Source organism: Priestia sp. JV24, from assembly GCF_025910025.1.
Classification (GTDB): Bacteria; Bacillota; Bacilli; order Bacillales; family Bacillaceae_H; genus Priestia; species Priestia megaterium.
Map to the genome: position 1 here is coordinate 32040 of NZ_JAPCIN010000002.1, position 17326 is coordinate 49365.

Genomic DNA, 17326 nt, shown 5'->3' on the forward strand with positions numbered 1-17326 from the left:
AGGCAAACAGTATCTCTGATATTTTTTAAATTGCCATGTAAGATTGTACATCTTTTTGTATAGTTTTCAATATAATACTAGAAAATAGTCGAACGATTATAGGTATTTTGCTAGTCCGTTTGACAAAATTTCACCTTTCGTCGCGATATAATAATGAATAAGTATAATTAGCGGGTGGTGGGAGAATGCAAAAGACGGAAAGAGATTTTGCAAGTCCAACAACAGAGGCGGTATTTAACCGAACTAGATTAGAAATGTCCCGTGTGTTTACAAAGGCGGGTATGAAAACGGAAAAGGTGTTATTTCAATGGGGATTGTTGCTGCTAGTCGTAGGTTTTTTATTAGGACGAGCGTTAATTTTAATGAAAATCATGCCATTTGCTTTGCCATTCTTTGCAGCTGTAATGGCTATAAAGAAAGAAAAAGCACCATTGGCAAGTTTAGCCGTATTGGCAGGGGCATTTAGTGTTTCCATTCAAAATGGAGGTACCGTATTTGCTACACTATTTGTTTTCTTACTAATTCATCGATTTAGCGGCATACTGACAATGGATCCGTTAAAAAAGCTGCCGTTCACTGTATTTAGCGCGATGTTACTTACAAAACTAACTATTTTTTATGTGTTTACCAAGGAATTCACCATGTATGATTTTACATTTGTGGCAGTAGAAGCAGGGTTGAGCTTTATCTTAACTATGATTTTCTTACAAAGCGTGCCTTTAATTTCATACCGAAAGCGAAAACAATCATTAAAAACAGAAGAAGTGATTTCTCTAATTATTTTGTTGGCATCTGTTATGACGGGGACAATAGGGTGGATGATTTACGGGCTTTCGGCTGAACATATATTATCTCGTTACTTAGTATTAGTTTTTGCTTTTGTATCTGGCCCCACGATAGGAGCTACGGTAGGGGTCGTAACCGGTTTAATTTTAAGCTTCGCGAATGTTTCTAGTTTGTACGAAATGAGTTTACTCGCCTTTTCCGGCTTACTTGGAGGACTTTTAAAAGACGGTAAAAAGCTAGGGGCAGCTCTTGGGCTGGTTGTTGGTTCATTGCTAATCGGCCTATATGCTCAGGCTGATCAAGGATTGACGACTAATTTGTATGAATCACTGACGGCTGTTGTCCTATTTTTATTAACCCCATCTTTTGTTTTGAAAAACTTGAGTAAACTAGTACCAGGGACATCTGAAAACATGCTTGAACAACAGCAGTACGTGCGTAAGATCCGAGATGTAACAGCGAATCGCGTAGAACAGTTCTCAAATGTTTTTCAAGCACTTTCCAAAAGCTTTACGCAAAATGGGTTTTATGATGAAAAGCCAAGCGCCGATAAAGAAGTTGATTATTTCTTAAGCAGCGTTACCGAAAGGACATGCCAATTTTGTTTTAAAAAAGAACAATGTTGGGCACAGCAGTTTGATACAACCTATGAATATATGAAGGAAATTATGCTTGAAGTTGATAATGGCACTCTTGAACAAAATCCAAGACTAATTCGAGAAATGGACAAACATTGTGTGAAATCGAAAAAAGTCATCGATGTGATTGAGCATGAACTTACGTATTTTAAAGCGAATCAGCACTTAAAAGCCCAAATTCAAGAAAGTAGAAGGATTGTAGCAGAACAGCTTCACGGTGTTTCTGAAGTCATGGGAAATTTTGCAAAAGAAATTAAGCGAGAGCGCGAAAATTTAAATGTACAAGAAGAACAGATTTTAGAAGCTCTTCGTAACTTTGGGATGGAAATCAATCAAATTGAAATTTATAGCTTAGAACCTGGAAATGTAGATATTGAAATGTGGGTGCCATATTGTCACGGAAGAGGAGAATGCGAGAAGATTATTGCGCCAATGCTTACAGATATTTTAGGTGAAAGTATTGTAGTAAAGAACGAAGAATGTGCTAAATATCCTCAAGGCTATTGCCACGTTTCGTTTGGCTGTACAAAAGCGTACGTTGTTGATACAGGCGTAGCACATGCTGCTAAAGGCGGAGGGTTTGTATCCGGTGACAGCTACTCCATGATTGAGCTAAACGCTGGTAAGTATGCACTAGCTATTAGCGATGGTATGGGGAATGGAGAGCGTGCCCACTATGAAAGCAGCGAAACGCTTCAGCTGTTAAAACAAATTTTACAAACAGGAATAGAAGAGACAATTGCAATTAAATCGATTAACTCTATTTTATCGCTGCGTACAAACGATGAGATCTTTTCTACGTTAGATTTAGCGATGATCGACTTACAAGATGCCAATGTAAACTTCTTGAAAATCGGTTCTACGCCAAGCTTCATCAAACGTGGAGATAAGGTGATTAAAATACAGGCAAGCAATTTGCCAATGGGCATTATTGAAGAATTTGAAGTCGATGTTGTGAATGAACAAATGAAGGCCGAAGACTTATTAATTATGATGAGTGATGGCGTATTTGAAGGACCAAAACACGTTGAGAACTACGAAATGTGGATGAAGCGAAAAATTGGCGAGCTTCAAACAAACGATCCACAAGAAATTGCAGACTTAATTATGGAAGAAGTTATTCGAACAAAATCAGGTTTAATTGAAGATGATATGACGGTAGTTGTGGCAAAGCTTCAGCACAATACCCCGAAATGGTCATCGATTCCTTCTTACGCTTATCGTAAAAAAGCACAATAGTTAGATAGAAGTATATTTTATCTCCTCCTCGTCTATCATGTTAATACTGATAATGAGGAGGGGATTTTTTTTATGAAAAAAGGTACATTGAAACAGATGTTGGTCATTACGGACGGTGGTTCGAATACAGGTGAAGATCCGGTAGCAATGGCAGCACTAGCTAAAGAACAAGGGATTAGTGTAAACGTTATTGGTGTGATGGAAGAGGACACAATTGATGAGCAAAGTACGAATGAAATAGAAGGCATTGCCATGTCAGGCGGTGGCGTGAGTCAAATTGTTTACGTAAAACAGCTATCTCAAACTGTTCAAATGGTTACAAGGCAGGCAATGACGCAAACACTTCAAGGTGTTGTAAATAAAGAACTTCAGCAAATTCTAGGTTCCTCTAATTCAAGATTAGAAGAGTTATCTCCTGAGAAGCGAGGAGAAATCATGGAAGTTGTTGATGAACTTGGGGAAACGGTTGACTTAGAGATTCTTATTTTAGTTGACATGAGCGGAAGTATGAAAAATAAGCTTCCTACTGTAAAGGAGTCGCTGTTAGATTTATCGTTAAGCTTGAATGCTCGCATGGGGCATAATCAATTTTCAATCTTTTTATTTCCTGGGAAAAAGAAAGACGTAGAGAAGCTAATGGACTGGAATCCAAGGTTAGAGTCGCTTTCAACGATTTTTCCGAAACTAACAGCAGGAGGTATTACGCCTACTGGACCGGCTATCAAAGAGGCTACTCATTATTTCACCAAAAAGCGCTCATTGAGAGGGTTGTTAAAAAATAATGAACAATACATTGAAGAATCAGGTATGTAACCTATCTCCGGGAACAGAAATTCAAGGAAAATGGCATCACGTCCATTATAAAATTCTTGAGAAATTAGGCGTGGGGGCAACTGGAGTTGTCTATTTAGTTCAATTAGTAAACGGAACGCTAGCAGCGTTAAAAATAAGCTTTTCCAACATGTCCGTTACAGCAGAAGTGAATGTGTTAAAAAAGCTCTCTCAAGTCAAAGACAAAGTGCTAGGACCACGCTTACTTGATGTAGATGATTGGAGCTACGGTTCTCATGCTCTTTCTTTTTATGTAATGGAGTATGTGAAAGGGCAGCCTCTCCTTTCCTTTATCTCAACAAGAGGGACAGAATGGCTGCAAGTATTTGCAAGTCAGCTCTTAACAGACTTAGAAAACCTTCATGAAGAAGGATGGGTATTTGGTGATTTAAAACCAGAAAACCTGGTCGTAACATCTAACCCCGTAAAAGTTCGATGGATTGACGTAGGAGGAACAACTCTGCAAGGGCGGTCAATAAAAGAATTCACCGACTTTTATGATCGAGCGCACTGGGGGCTTGGCTCCCGAAAAGCAGAACCAACCTATGATTTGTTTGCTGTATCTATGGTTTTGATTCACGCAGCTTATGGCAAGCGAATTAATAAAACGGACAAACCGGCTGAACAATTAAAACAATTTATATTAACAACAAAGCAGTTGGAACCTTTCGGGGACGTTTTGTATCAAGCGGTTACGGGAAAGTATAAGTCAGCTAAAGAAATGAAAACAGAGGTGTTATCGGTCGAAAAAAGAAGAGGGGCAAAAAGTAAAGGAACAAAGCCTCAAAACGTTCGTCAACCGTCTGCCCCTCGTGTTAAAGTAAAGAAGAAGCGTTCTCACGTGTTAGAGACGCTACTACTTTGTACGTCTGTAATGTTGATTTATATTTTGTATCTATTTATTCAAGTGCTATAAAGTTTGGAGAAATTGTGAAACTTTCCTTATAGTCATTCGTATAAAGTAAATTAATGATACATTATTGCGTGTACATTATAAGGATGAGTCATTCTTATGGAAAAGCAAGTGAACAATTTTATGACAAAACATCAGTTATTATCCGCAGGCTCTACAGTGGTTGTAGGTATTTCTGGTGGTCCTGATTCTTTAGCACTGCTGCATTTCTTATGGAGTCTGAAAGAGCAAAAATCTCTCACGATTATTGCTGCTCATGTTGATCATATGTTCCGGGGCGAAGAGTCACAGCAAGATATGGAATATGTGCAGAACTACTGCAAACAATTGAATATTAAATGTGAGGCGAAGCAGATTGATGTTACTGCCTATCAGAAGGAAAGAAAGTTATCTTCTCAAGTAGCAGCCAGGGAATGCCGCTATACATTTTTTACTCATGTTATGAAGAAGCACAAAGCAAATTTTCTTGCATTAGGACATCACGGAGATGATCAGATTGAAACGATGTTAATGCGAATGGTCCGAGGCAGTACGATGAATGGATACGCAGGGATGCAGCCCAAGCGGCCATATGCGGATGGATTTATTATTAGGCCGTTCCTAGCCGTAACGAAAGAAGAAATCAATCGCTACTGTAAGCTACATGGGCTTACCCCTCGGATTGATCCGAGTAATGAGAAAGACTCGTACACGAGAAATCGGTTTCGTCATTACGTTTTGCCATTTTTAAAGCAAGAAAACGCAGCTGTACATGAAAAATTTCAACAATTTAGCGAGAACTTGCATGAAGATCAAGCATACTTAGAGGAATTAACGACCGATGTGATGAATAAAGTAATGAGAAAGAAATTGCAAAATGAAATTCTCATCGATAGAGATTGTTTTCTAAGGATACGCAAGCCTTTACAAAGGCGTGGTATTCAACTAATATTAAACTATCTCTATAAAGAAATTCCTCCAACCCTTTCCTCAGCGCATGTTGACATGTTAGTAGGATTTTGCGAAAGTGAAAAACCGTCTGGGACGCTTGACTTTCCAAATGGTTTACGTATTATCCGATCTTACAACGACTGTCTTTTCACCTTTAATGAGGGGAACATCGAGCCATATGAATTTATTGTTCCGATTCCAGGGGTCGTCGAGCTTCCAAATGGTCACCAGCTTATTTGTGAAATACATAATAAAGTCGAAGATATAAAAGGAAACGATGTTTTTCTTTTAGATGAAGCTCACGATTTACAATCATTAAAGGTAAGGACACGAAAAAATGGCGATAAAATGCGAGTAAAGGGCATGAAGGGACATAAAAAAGTAAAGGATATTTTTATCGATGAAAAAATCCCTTTACACTTCAGAGATCATTGGCCGGTAGTGGAAGATAGCCAAGGAACTATTTTGTGGCTACCTGGTTTGAAAAAATCTGCTTATGAACTGCATACACATAAGTCCAGATATGTTATTTTATACTATAAGTAGCGAAAACTTCTAGGAGGCAAGTAAGGAATGAAGCAGGATATTCAAGAAATTTTGATTTCAGAAGAAGAAATACAACAGAAAGTAAAAGAATTGGGTAAGCTATTATCTGAGGAATACGCTGACCGTTTTCCTTTGGTAATCGGTGTATTAAAAGGCGCTATGCCTTTTATGTCTGATCTAATTAAGCGTGTTGATACATATTTAGAAATGGATTTTATGGATGTATCAAGTTATGGCAATGCAATGGTTTCTTCTGGTGAAGTAAAAATCCTAAAAGATTTAGATACATCAGTTGAAGGTCGAGATATTCTTATCTTAGAGGATATTATCGACAGCGGCTTAACGCTTAGCTATCTTGTAGAGTTATTCAAGTACCGTAAAGCTAAGTCAATTAAGATTGTCACACTCTTAGACAAACCAACAGGTCGTAAAGCATCTATTAAAGCAGATTACGTTGGATTTGAAGTACCTGATGCATTCGTAGTAGGGTATGGATTAGATTATCAAGAAAAATATCGTAACCTGCCGTATATTGGGGTTCTTAAACCGCAAGTATACAGCAATTAATAAGCACATATCCAAGTGCAATTTATTGGATAGGATAAATGTTCTATGTTAGTATTGAATACAGTATTTGTTTATCGTGGGAGGAGGTAAGAAATGAATCGGATCTTCCGTAATACCATCTTTTATTTACTTATATTTTTAGTCATTATTGGCGTGGTAAGCTTCTTTAGTGGCTCTAATCAAAAAGCAGAACCAATGAGATACGATACATTTGTTCAACACTTAGACAAAGGTGATGTGAAATCACTCTCTATGAAGCCTGAAAGAGGCGTGTATGTTGTGCAAGGGAAGTTAGATTCTTATAAAAAGGATCAAACGTTCCAAACTTACATCGTAGATGGTGACAAAGCACTTGATCGGATTGACGCTGCTTCAGAAAATAATCAAGTAGAAGTTGATTTTAAACCTGCTGATGAAACAAGCGGCTGGGTAACGTTCTTTACGTCAATCATTCCGTTTGTTATTATTTTCATCCTATTCTTCTTCTTACTGAACCAAGCTCAAGGTGGCGGAAGCCGCGTTATGAACTTCGGTAAAAGTAAGGCTAAGCTTTACAGCGAAGAAAAGAAGAAGGTTAAATTTAAAGACGTAGCTGGTGCAGACGAAGAAAAACAAGAACTTGTGGAAGTTGTTGAGTTCTTAAAAGATCCTCGTAAATTCGCAGAGCTAGGTGCAAGAATTCCGAAGGGTGTCTTACTTGTGGGACCTCCTGGTACTGGTAAAACATTATTAGCAAGAGCTGTTGCTGGTGAAGCAGGCGTTCCTTTCTTCTCTATCAGTGGTTCAGACTTTGTTGAAATGTTTGTTGGGGTGGGTGCTTCTCGTGTTCGTGATTTATTCGAAAATGCGAAGAAGAATGCTCCATGTATTATCTTTATTGATGAAATCGATGCTGTAGGTCGTCAACGTGGCGCAGGTCTTGGTGGCGGACACGATGAGCGTGAACAAACATTGAACCAATTGCTTGTTGAGATGGATGGTTTTGGTGCTAACGAAGGTATCATTATCATTGCAGCAACAAACCGCCCGGATATCTTAGATCCAGCGTTATTACGTCCAGGCCGCTTCGACCGTCAAATTACGGTAGATCGTCCAGATGTAAATGGCCGTGAAGCAGTGCTTAAAGTACATGCTCGCAATAAGCCTTTAGATGAATCAGTAAACTTAAAAGCAATTGCTATGCGTACGCCAGGTTTCTCAGGTGCAGATCTCGAAAACTTGTTAAACGAAGCTGCCTTAGTAGCTGCTAGACAGGACAAAAAGAAAATTGAAATGGTTGACATTGACGAAGCAACAGACCGCGTAATTGCAGGTCCAGCTAAGAAAAGTCGAGTTATTTCTAAAAAAGAACGCAATATTGTTGCTTATCATGAAGCAGGACATACAATTATCGGTGTCGTATTAGACGAAGCTGATATGGTACATAAAGTAACCATTGTTCCACGTGGGCAAGCTGGTGGATATGCTGTTATGTTACCAAAAGAGGATCGCTACTTTATGACGAAGCCAGAGCTGCTGGATAAAATTGTTGGATTGCTTGGTGGTCGCGTAGCTGAGGAAATTATTTTCGGCGAAGTGAGTACAGGTGCTCATAATGACTTCCAGCGTGCAACAAGCATCGCTCGTAAAATGGTAACAGAATACGGTATGAGTGAAAAGTTAGGACCAATGCAATTCGGTCAATCACAACAAGGCCAAGTATTCTTAGGTCGTGATTTACACAGTGAACAAAACTACAGTGATGCGATTGCTCATGAAATTGATAATGAAATCCAACGTTTCATTAAAGAAAGCTATGAGCGTGCGAAGCAGATCTTAACGGAAAACCGTGACAAGTTAGAGCTTGTAGCTCAAACATTGTTAGAAGTAGAAACGTTAGACGCTGAGCAAATCAACCACTTAGTAGATCATGGAACTCTTCCAGACCGTTCTAGTCACGTAACAGATGAAGATGTTAAAGTAAACATCCAAACAAAGACAGACGATGAAGAGCCAAAAGCATAAGACAATAAAGATCAGTGGAGATATTCTCCACTGATTTTTTAATGGGCAAAAGTTAGGTTTGGTAAAAGATTTTCGTATATATGGTGGATAAGTAGGATATCCACTAGAGAATCGTGTCATTATATTCCTATTTTATCTAGAATATACACGTCTATTTACCAGTTATGGTATGATGGTTTCAGTGTGAATACTGAATTTATATAAAGTGGTGATTGAAATGATTTTTGTATTAGATGTTGGAAATACGAATACGGTATTAGGTGTATACGATGGAGATGAATTGAAGTATCACTGGCGTGTAGAAACAAGCCGTAATAAAACAGAAGACGAGTATGGCATGACAATTAAAGCCTTGCTTGAGCACGTTAGTTTATCTTTTAAAGATATTCATGGTATTATTATTTCCTCTGTTGTTCCTCCTATTATGTTTGCATTGGAGAGAATGTGTCAAAAGTATTTTCATTTAAAGCCGCTTGTTGTTGGTCCTGGAATTAAGACGGGTTTAAATATTAAATATGAAAATCCGCGTGAAGTGGGAGCAGACCGTATTGTAAATGCTGTTGCTGGAATTCAGCTATATGGAAGCCCTTTAATTATCGTTGATTTTGGTACCGCAACCACATATTGCTATATTGATGAAAATAAGCAATATATGGGTGGCGCGATTGCCCCTGGTATTAATATTTCGACAGAAGCTCTTTATTCAAGAGCATCTAAGCTTCCGCGAATTGAAATTGCGCGACCAAATAGCATTGTGGGAAAAAATACAGTATCTGCGATGCAAGCAGGTATTTTATATGGATACGTTGGACAAGTAGAAGGAATTGTAGCAAGAATGAAAGAGCAAGCAACAGTAAATCCTAAAGTTATTGCTACTGGAGGACTCGCAACATTGATTGCTAAAGAGTCGGATATTATTGATATTGTGGATCCATTTTTGACTTTAAAAGGATTGCAAATAATTTATACAAAAAATATGGAGTAAGAGGTGTATATTATGGGTGACTATTTAGTAAAAGCATTAGCTTACAATAGTCAAGTTCGCGCTTATGCAGTAAAAACAACGGATACAGTTGGAGAAGCGCAGCGCCGTCACTATACATGGCCTACAGCCTCTGCAGCATTGGGGCGTTCAATGACTGCGGGAGTCATGATGGGGGCTATGCTAAAGGGTGAGCAAAAGCTAACAATTAAAATTGAAGGCCGCGGCCCAATTGGCGTTATTTTAGTAGACAGCAATGCTAAAGGGGAAGTGCGTGGATATGTAACGAATCCACAAACGCACTTCGATTTAAATCAGCATGGGAAATTAGATGTAGCACGTGCTGTAGGTACAGATGGCACGCTAAGTGTCGTAAAAGATATCGGAATGCGTGATCAATTTAACGGACAAGTACCTATTGTATCGGGAGAATTAGGAGAGGATTTCACGTATTATTTTGTGACATCTGAACAAGTCCCATCTTCAGTAGGTGTAGGTGTACTTGTTAACCCTGATAACACGATCTTAGCTGCGGGCGGATTTATCATTCAGCTTCTGCCGGGAACAGATGATAAAACGATTACAGCTATTGAACAACGATTACAGACGATTGAACCAATTTCAAAGCTGATTCAAAAAGGTCTTTCTCCTGAGGAAATCTTAGAAGAAGTTCTTGGAAAAGAAAATGTGAAGTTTCTGGAGACAATGCCTGTAGAGTTCAAATGTCAGTGCTCAGAAGAAAGAATTGCCAATGCTATTATCAGTTTAGGACAAGAAGAGATTCAATCGATGATTGAGGAAGACGGCCAAGCTGAAGCCCAGTGTCATTTCTGTAATGAGACCTATCGTTTTGATAAAAAGCAGCTTGAAGAAATGAAAGAACAAGCAATTTAAATGAAATAAAAGATTCTTAAAAGGCGTCATTTTATAAATGAGCGCCTTTTTTTATAGATATTAAGTTCTATTTCTGTATATATTGATCTAAAAATATAACAAAATTAGGTAAATGGAAAGACAAAATGATTGACAATTTAGAAAACATCTGATAAATTGTATACAAAATCAATAAAATTAGTTGGTATTAGGAGTGGTCATATGGCACGTATTGCAAATTCAATTACAGAGTTAATTGGTCAAACACCAATCGTAAAACTAAACCGTCTAGTTGAAGAAGATATGGCGGATGTATATTTAAAATTAGAATTTATGAACCCGGGAAGCAGCGTAAAAGATCGTATCGCATTAGCGATGATTGAAGACGCGGAAGCAAAAGGTGTGTTAAAACCTGGCGACACAATCATTGAACCAACAAGTGGTAACACAGGAATTGGCTTAGCAATGGTAGCTGCAGCAAAAGGATACCGTGCTATTTTAACAATGCCTGAAACGATGAGTATTGAGCGTCGTAATCTGCTTCGTGCATACGGTGCAGAGTTAGTGTTAACACCAGGTCCAGAAGGAATGAAAGGGGCGGTTAATAAAGCAACTGAGCTTGCAAAAGAGCACGGCTACTTTATTCCTCAGCAGTTCCAAAACGAGGCGAACCCAGAAGTGCACCGTCAAACAACGGCTAAAGAAATTATCGAGCAGTTTGGCGATCAGCTAGATGGATTTGTGGCAGGTATCGGTACTGGCGGGACTATTACAGGTGCTGGTGAAGTGTTAAAAGAAAAGTACCCAAATATCAAAATTTATGCGGTAGAGCCAGCTGATTCTCCGATTTTAAGCGGTGGTCAACCAGGGCCTCATAAAATTCAAGGAATTGGTGCAAACTTTATTCCGGATACGCTTAACACGGAAGTATATGACGAAGTTGTCGCTGTTCAAAACGATCAAGCTTTTGAATATGCCCGTAAAGTAGCAAAAACAGAAGGTGTACTAGTAGGTATCTCTTCTGGGGCTGCGATTTATGCTGCGTTAAAAGCTGCAAAACAGCTTGGAAAAGGTAAAAAAGTGTTAGCGATTATTCCAAGTAATGGTGAGCGTTACCTAAGTACTCCATTGTTCCAATTCGAGGAACAAACACAAGCATAAAAACGATAAAAAAACAGCTTCTACATGAAGCTGTTTTTTTTCATCTAAGAATCATGTAAAATGAAAGCAGGTGATTTATTTTTAGGAGAGTGAACAAATGCAGCAAAGAATGACTTGGGGCGAATCTATTTCTATCTCTAAAAACCAATGGTTCAAAAAATATCAAGAGTTGTCAAAAGAGGAATCGAATCATATCCTGCTTGAAAGCGGTCGAGGCGGAAAGTTTCAAATGATGGGATTAAAACCTGTAGCCATTTTGCGAGGCGAACAAAACGAGCTTCATATCAAAACGGATGACCAAACTACTGTTCAAAAAGGTAATCCGCTTCATCTTATGCGAGACTGGATGAAGAAGTTTGAAACAGAGGTGAATCCAGATCTTCCTCCTTTTCAAGGTGGAGCAATTGGCTTTATTAGCTATGATTATATCCGCTATGTAGAAACCATACCTGACCTTGCTGAAGATTCATTGAAAACGCCGGACGTTTATTTTCTTATTTTCGATGACGTATTTGTATACGATCAAGAAAAGGAAAAGCTCTGGATTATCGTTAATGACGAAGCAGATTGTAAAGAGCAGGCACATAAGCGTATTGATCAATACAAAAAGGACTGGATGGAGGCAAGTGATGAAGGACTCTCATATGAGCGGATTCATCGTGTTGCCGAAAAGAGTGAGGTTTCGATGTCTGAAGCTGCTTTTTCAGATGCCACAACTCGCGTACATGAGTATATCGGGCAAGGCGATGTGTTTCAAGTGAACTTATCTGTTCGACAGTCTCAACAGCTTCAAACTCATCCTATGCATATCTACGAACAGGTACGAAAAATTAACCCGTCTCCTTACATGTCTTATATGCAGACAGAAGAATTTCACATTGTGAGCTGTTCACCAGAACTATTAGTGAAAAAAGCCGGTGATGAAATCAGTACGAGACCGATTGCGGGAACACGCTCCCGCGGTAAGGGTGATCAAGAAGACCAACAGTTAGCGGATGAGCTTATTCATAACGAAAAAGAGCGTGCAGAGCATGTGATGCTTGTTGACTTGGAGCGTAATGATCTTGGTAGAGTAAGCGAATATGGTACTGTGCATGTTGACGAGTTTATGGTTATTGAAAAATATTCACATGTGATGCATATTGTGTCTAATGTAAAAGGCAAGCTCGCGCGCAACAAAGATTTTGTAGATATCGTAGATGCGGTTTTTCCTGGAGGAACGATTACTGGAGCACCTAAAGTTCGTACAATGGAAATCATTGAAGAACTTGAACCAGTTCGACGAGGAATTTATACAGGATCGATTGGTTGGATTGGGTTTAATGGAGATATGGAATTAAATATTGCGATTCGCACTATGATTATTCAAGACGGCCAAGCTTATGTGCAGGCTGGAGCGGGTGTTGTGATTGATTCAAATCCGAAACACGAATACAAAGAATCACTGAAAAAAGCAATTGCACTATGGAAAGCAAAAGAGCAGAGCGAAAATGAGCTGAGTGAGGGTGAGTAAAGATGATATTAATGATTGATAATTATGATTCTTTTACGTTTAATTTAGTACAGTATTTAGGTGAGCTAGGGCATGAGCTTCTTGTAAAAAGAAATGATGAAATTACACTTTCTGAAATTGAAGTGCTAAATCCAGATTTCTTGATGATCTCCCCGGGACCATGCAGTCCTAACGAAGCGGGAATCAGTCTAGAAGCCATCGAGTATTTTGCAGGTAAGATTCCAATATTCGGCGTATGCTTAGGGCATCAGTCAATTGGGCAAGCTTTTGGAGGGAATGTGATTCGTGCGGATAAATTAATGCACGGTAAAACATCTGAAATGCATCATGATGGCCGTACTATCTTTAAAGGTCTTGATAATCCGTTCACGGCAACGCGATATCATTCTTTGATTGTAGAAAAAAGTTCACTGCCGGATTGCTTTGAAATTTCAGCGTGGACAGCAGAAGATGAAATTATGGCGATTCGCCATAAATCATTACCTATTGAAGGAGTACAGTTCCATCCTGAATCTATCATGACTTCTTACGGTAAAGAAATGCTGAAGAATTTTATTGAAACTTACGAAAAAAAGCGAGTGTAATGATATGTATATATACGTAAATGGCGAAGTAAAGCCTGCGTCTGAAGCCACTATTTCTCCGTTTGATCACGGATATATGTATGGCCTAGGGCTGTTTGAAACGTTACGAGTTTATGAAGGTCATCCATTTTTAGTGGAAGACCATCTGGATCGACTGCATAGCAGCTTACGTGAATTAAATATTGTATGGGACTACTCTACACAGGACGTGTTGGAAATCATTAATAGTCTGTTAATGAACAACAATGAGAGAAATGCGTATGTTCGATTAAATGTCTCAGCAGGAAATGGCGGAATTGGCTTGCAAGTGGAAGAATACGACAAGCCATCTACAATCGTATATATGAAATCAATGCCTCATCCATCGAGCCCCCTTGTAAAAGAGGGGCTTATTCTTGAGACGAAACGAAATACGCCTGAAGGAACCATGAGGTTAAAGTCTCATCATTATTTAAATAATGTACTAGCTAAGCGAGAAGTTGGTTCAGACTTAAATAAAGAGGGTATCTTTTTAACAAAAGAAGGGTTCTTAGCCGAAGGTATTGTGTCCAATTTATTTTTTGTAAAAGGTGATTGCGTATATACGCCGTCTCTTGAAACAGGTATCTTAAATGGAATTACGAGACAGTTTATTTTTACGCTTTTAAAAAAGAAAAACATAGAAGTTGTAGAAGGCTTATTTACAGTGGAACACCTCTTGGAGGGGGATGAAGCTTTCCTTACAAATTCTATTCAAGAAATCGTACCTCTTCGAAGTATAAAGGATAAGCAGTTTTCAGTAGGAGACCATACGCTGACAGCTCAGTTGCAAAAAGAGTATCGCTCTTACACGATGTCGCTAATGAGTCGACACGAGCTACATGTATAAAAGCGAAAGGAGAGACTAAAGATGGATAAAATTTATGTGAATGATATGCGTTTCTATGGTTATCATGGCGTATTTCCAGAAGAAAATAAATTAGGGCAGCGTTTTCACGTGGATTTAGCTGTGGAACTGGATTTAAAGCAAGCTGGTACTACGGACAATTTAGAATACTCGGTGAGCTATGCAGATTTATACCAAACATGCCAGGAAGTTGTAGAGAAGCGCACGTTCAAGTTAGTTGAAACGGTGGCTGAAACGATTGCATCTGAATTGCTTTCTAATTACGAACTCGTGCAGGCTTGTACAGTAAAGGTATATAAGCCGGATCCGCCAATTCCCGGTTATTATCAATCGGTAGCTATTGAAATTAAAAGGAGCCGTTGAATGACAACAGAAGTATATATTGCATTAGGATCAAATATTGAAAATCGAATGGAACATTTGAAGTCAGGAGTTACTGGCTTGATGAAACACTCTGAGATTAAGGTAGTGGCTGTTTCATCTGTTTATGAAACGGCCCCGGTCGGGTATACGAATCAAGCAAGCTTTTTAAACATGGTAGTAAAAATACAAACAACGTATTCGTCAGAGCACCTTTTAGATTGTTTGCAAGCCATTGAACAAACGGCAGGCCGAAAAAGAGAGATTGTATGGGGACCTAGAACCCTTGATTTAGATATCTTACTTTATAGTAATGAAATCATTCATACGGATAGACTGAGCGTCCCTCATCCCCGAATGTTTGAACGAGCGTTTGTGATGGTTCCTCTAAACGAACTAGCTCCATCTCTTATTCTCCCTGTAGCAGAAGAAAAAGTTGAAACCATCACAACACGTTTATCAGATTTAAAAGATGTAAAATTATTTCGAGAGCAAACAACGGGTATACTAGATATGTTCGAAAATAATCGTAATGATTTACATAAGTGAAAATGAATCTTATTAGTTGATTCATTTTTATATTGGCGTAAAGTAGAGTTCATAGTGAAAACTTTGAGGTTTGGGTTCGCAGGTTGTTGGTTTATTCGGTAGCTTGTTAGAGAAATCGAAGAAAAAGAGAAGCGAAGCAAGAATAAAGCGATTTGACATAGAGAAACGACTGAACCTATAATAATTTTAAAGAAACGTAGTAGTTGCCAGTAAACATGCTGGCCTTTTTTCTGTTTCGGAAAACTTAATTATACGATGGAGATGAGTAAACGATGAGTCATGAAGAATTAAATGATCAATTTCTCGTTCGTCGCGAAAAAATGAGCAACCTACGAGATCAAGGTATTGATCCGTTTGGTCAACGTTTTGAACGTACACATACATCACAGCAATTAATTAGTGAGTATGACGAGTTAACAAAAGAACAGTTAGAAGAAAATGAAGTACCTGTGTCACTAGCTGGTCGTATTATGACAAAGCGTGGAAAAGGAAAAGCAGGTTTCGCTCACGTTCAAGATTTAACAGGACAAATTCAGCTTTATGTACGTAAAGATGCAATTGGCGAAGAACAGTACGAAATCTTCAGCAGCGTAGATATCGGTGACTTGGTAGGGGTTGAAGGTGTTTTATTCAAAACAAAAGTTGGCGAACTTTCTATTAAAGTAAAAGATTTTACGTTACTAACAAAAGCGCTTCGTCCACTTCCAGATAAATATCATGGTTTAAAAGATATTGAACAGCGCTACCGTCAACGTTACTTAGATTTAATTACAAATCCAGAAAGTAAACAAACATTCATCTCAAGAAGCCGTATTATTCAATCGATGCGCCGTTACTTAGATAATCATGGATATTTAGAAGTTGAAACACCGATGATGCATTCAATCGCAGGTGGAGCAGCAGCTCGTCCGTTTGTGACACACCACAACGCGCTTGATATGGAACTTTATATGCGTATTGCGATTGAACTTCATTTAAAACGTTTAATCGTAGGTGGATTAGAAAAAGTATATGAAATTGGCCGTGTATTCCGTAATGAAGGTGTATCTACACGTCACAATCCTGAATTTACAATGATCGAATTGTACGAAGCGTATGCGGACTACAAAGACATCATGGCTTTAACAGAGAACTTAATTGCACACATTGCGCAAGAAGTACTTGGCACAACAAAGATTCAGTATGGCGATCAAGAGGTGGATTTAACTCCAGAGTGGACAAGACTTCATATGGTCGATGCTATTAAACAATATACGGGCGTAGACTTCTGGGGAGAAACATCTGTTGAAGAAGCTCGTGCTTTAGCAAAAGAACACGGGGTAGAAATCACTGAACATATGCAATATGGACATATTGTAAACGAATTCTTTGAACAAAAAGTAGAAGAGCAGTTAATTCAACCAACGTTCATTTACGGACATCCTGTAGAAATCTCTCCATTGGCTAAGAAAAATGCGGAAGATCCGCGTTTTACTGACCGTTTTGAGCTGTTTATCGTTGCGCGTGAACACGCGAACGCATTTACAGAGCTAAATGATCCAATTGACCAACGTGAGCGCTTTGAAGCTCAGTTGAAAGAGAAAGAACAAGGAAACGATGAAGCACATGAGATGGATGATGACTTCATTGAGGCATTAGAATATGGTATGCCACCTACAGGTGGTCTAGGAATCGGTATTGACCGCCTTGTTATGTTACTAACAAATGCACCGTCAATCCGTGATGTACTATTATTTCCACATATGCGTCAACGCTAAAAAAGAGATGGCTACGGCCATCTTTTTTTTAGTTAATAATATTAGAAAATTTAAACTTTTAATTCACCTCTTGTTTTTATAAAAATGATTTGGTATATTTATATCTGTTGCTAACGCAGACAAGCGAAAACAACAAAAAGAAATAAAAAAGTTATTGACATTACGTTAATAACTTGATAAGATAGTAAAGTCGCTTAAGAGCGGCGG

Annotated in this window: 15 protein-coding genes; all 15 read left to right on the top strand. The window is 38.6% G+C overall.

The genetic code is table 11. The features are described 5' to 3' along the window. Positions 1–185: 185 nt before the first annotated feature. Entirely contained in the window at positions 186–2663 is a 2478-nt protein-coding gene (gene spoIIE / locus OK414_RS00290; protein ID WP_013054880.1) for a stage II sporulation protein E, read from the top strand. A gap of 63 nt (positions 2664–2726) precedes the next feature. Further along, on the top strand, positions 2727–3476 hold the full coding sequence (locus tag OK414_RS00295) for a VWA domain-containing protein (RefSeq protein WP_256656515.1): 750 nt from the start codon (positions 2727–2729) through the stop codon (positions 3474–3476). After that, positions 3445–4410 (top strand): protein kinase domain-containing protein, encoded by a 966-nt coding sequence (locus OK414_RS00300; RefSeq protein WP_034654932.1) that lies wholly within the window; start codon positions 3445–3447, stop codon positions 4408–4410. Before OK414_RS00295 ends, OK414_RS00300 begins: the two co-directional genes overlap by 32 nt. A gap of 96 nt (positions 4411–4506) precedes the next feature. Continuing rightward, on the top strand, positions 4507–5883 hold the full coding sequence (tilS, locus tag OK414_RS00305) for a tRNA lysidine(34) synthetase TilS (protein ID WP_013081349.1): 1377 nt from the start codon (positions 4507–4509) through the stop codon (positions 5881–5883). 27 nt (positions 5884–5910) lie between these two features. Next, the gene (gene hpt, locus OK414_RS00310; protein ID WP_013054884.1) at positions 5911–6450 is read left to right on the top strand and encodes a hypoxanthine phosphoribosyltransferase; all 540 of its coding nucleotides are present in this window, start codon (positions 5911–5913) and stop codon (positions 6448–6450) included. 93 nt (positions 6451–6543) lie between these two features. Further along, positions 6544–8454, top strand: a complete 1911-nt coding sequence (gene ftsH, locus OK414_RS00315; RefSeq protein WP_013054885.1) for an ATP-dependent zinc metalloprotease FtsH — start codon at positions 6544–6546, stop codon at positions 8452–8454. A gap of 217 nt (positions 8455–8671) precedes the next feature. After that, positions 8672–9439, top strand: a complete 768-nt coding sequence (locus OK414_RS00320) for a type III pantothenate kinase (RefSeq protein ID WP_013054886.1) — start codon at positions 8672–8674, stop codon at positions 9437–9439. A gap of 12 nt (positions 9440–9451) precedes the next feature. After that, entirely contained in the window at positions 9452–10330 is an 879-nt protein-coding gene (hslO, locus tag OK414_RS00325; RefSeq protein WP_013054887.1) for an Hsp33 family molecular chaperone HslO, read from the top strand. A gap of 201 nt (positions 10331–10531) precedes the next feature. Beyond that, positions 10532–11470, top strand: coding sequence for a cysteine synthase A (gene cysK / locus OK414_RS00330; RefSeq protein ID WP_034654934.1), 939 nt, complete (start codon positions 10532–10534; stop codon positions 11468–11470). Positions 11471–11567: 97 nt separating this feature from the next. Further along, positions 11568–12983 (top strand): aminodeoxychorismate synthase component I, encoded by a 1416-nt coding sequence (gene pabB, locus OK414_RS00335; RefSeq protein WP_095380454.1) that lies wholly within the window; start codon positions 11568–11570, stop codon positions 12981–12983. Positions 12984–12985: 2 nt separating this feature from the next. Beyond that, positions 12986–13567: an aminodeoxychorismate/anthranilate synthase component II gene (gene pabA / locus OK414_RS00340; protein ID WP_013054890.1), complete on the top strand. Its 582-nt coding sequence runs from the start codon at positions 12986–12988 to the stop codon at positions 13565–13567. Positions 13568–13571: 4 nt separating this feature from the next. Next, entirely contained in the window at positions 13572–14435 is an 864-nt protein-coding gene (gene pabC / locus OK414_RS00345; protein ID WP_263046179.1) for an aminodeoxychorismate lyase, read from the top strand. Positions 14436–14456: 21 nt separating this feature from the next. After that, positions 14457–14816, top strand: coding sequence for a dihydroneopterin aldolase (gene folB / locus OK414_RS00350; RefSeq protein ID WP_016762714.1), 360 nt, complete (start codon positions 14457–14459; stop codon positions 14814–14816). Further along, positions 14817–15362 carry a 2-amino-4-hydroxy-6-hydroxymethyldihydropteridine diphosphokinase gene (gene folK, locus OK414_RS00355; protein WP_016762715.1) on the top strand — a complete coding sequence of 182 codons (546 nt, stop codon included), beginning with the start codon at positions 14817–14819 and terminating at the stop codon, positions 15360–15362. 272 nt (positions 15363–15634) lie between these two features. After that, positions 15635–17119, top strand: coding sequence for a lysine--tRNA ligase (lysS, locus tag OK414_RS00360; RefSeq protein WP_013054894.1), 1485 nt, complete (start codon positions 15635–15637; stop codon positions 17117–17119). Positions 17120–17326 lie beyond the last annotated feature (207 nt).

Bases quoted from the DNA above. Each gene is read 5' to 3' on its own strand.
- hslO (WP_013054887.1), top strand. From the start codon at position 9,452: ATGGGTGACTATTTAGTAAAAGCATTAGCTTACAATAGTCAAGTTCGC.
- OK414_RS00300 (WP_034654932.1), top strand. From the start codon at position 3,445: ATGAACAATACATTGAAGAATCAGGTATGTAACCTATCTCCGGGAACA.
- tilS (WP_013081349.1), top strand. From the start codon at position 4,507: ATGGAAAAGCAAGTGAACAATTTTATGACAAAACATCAGTTATTATCC.
- spoIIE (WP_013054880.1), top strand. From the start codon at position 186: ATGCAAAAGACGGAAAGAGATTTTGCAAGTCCAACAACAGAGGCGGTA.
- cysK (WP_034654934.1), top strand. From the start codon at position 10,532: ATGGCACGTATTGCAAATTCAATTACAGAGTTAATTGGTCAAACACCA.
- pabA (WP_013054890.1), top strand. From the start codon at position 12,986: ATGATATTAATGATTGATAATTATGATTCTTTTACGTTTAATTTAGTA.
- hpt (WP_013054884.1), top strand. From the start codon at position 5,911: ATGAAGCAGGATATTCAAGAAATTTTGATTTCAGAAGAAGAAATACAA.
- folK (WP_016762715.1), top strand. From the start codon at position 14,817: ATGACAACAGAAGTATATATTGCATTAGGATCAAATATTGAAAATCGA.
- pabB (WP_095380454.1), top strand. From the start codon at position 11,568: ATGCAGCAAAGAATGACTTGGGGCGAATCTATTTCTATCTCTAAAAAC.
- lysS (WP_013054894.1), top strand. From the start codon at position 15,635: ATGAGTCATGAAGAATTAAATGATCAATTTCTCGTTCGTCGCGAAAAA.
- OK414_RS00320 (WP_013054886.1), top strand. From the start codon at position 8,672: ATGATTTTTGTATTAGATGTTGGAAATACGAATACGGTATTAGGTGTA.
- ftsH (WP_013054885.1), top strand. From the start codon at position 6,544: ATGAATCGGATCTTCCGTAATACCATCTTTTATTTACTTATATTTTTA.
- pabC (WP_263046179.1), top strand. From the start codon at position 13,572: ATGTATATATACGTAAATGGCGAAGTAAAGCCTGCGTCTGAAGCCACT.
- folB (WP_016762714.1), top strand. From the start codon at position 14,457: ATGGATAAAATTTATGTGAATGATATGCGTTTCTATGGTTATCATGGC.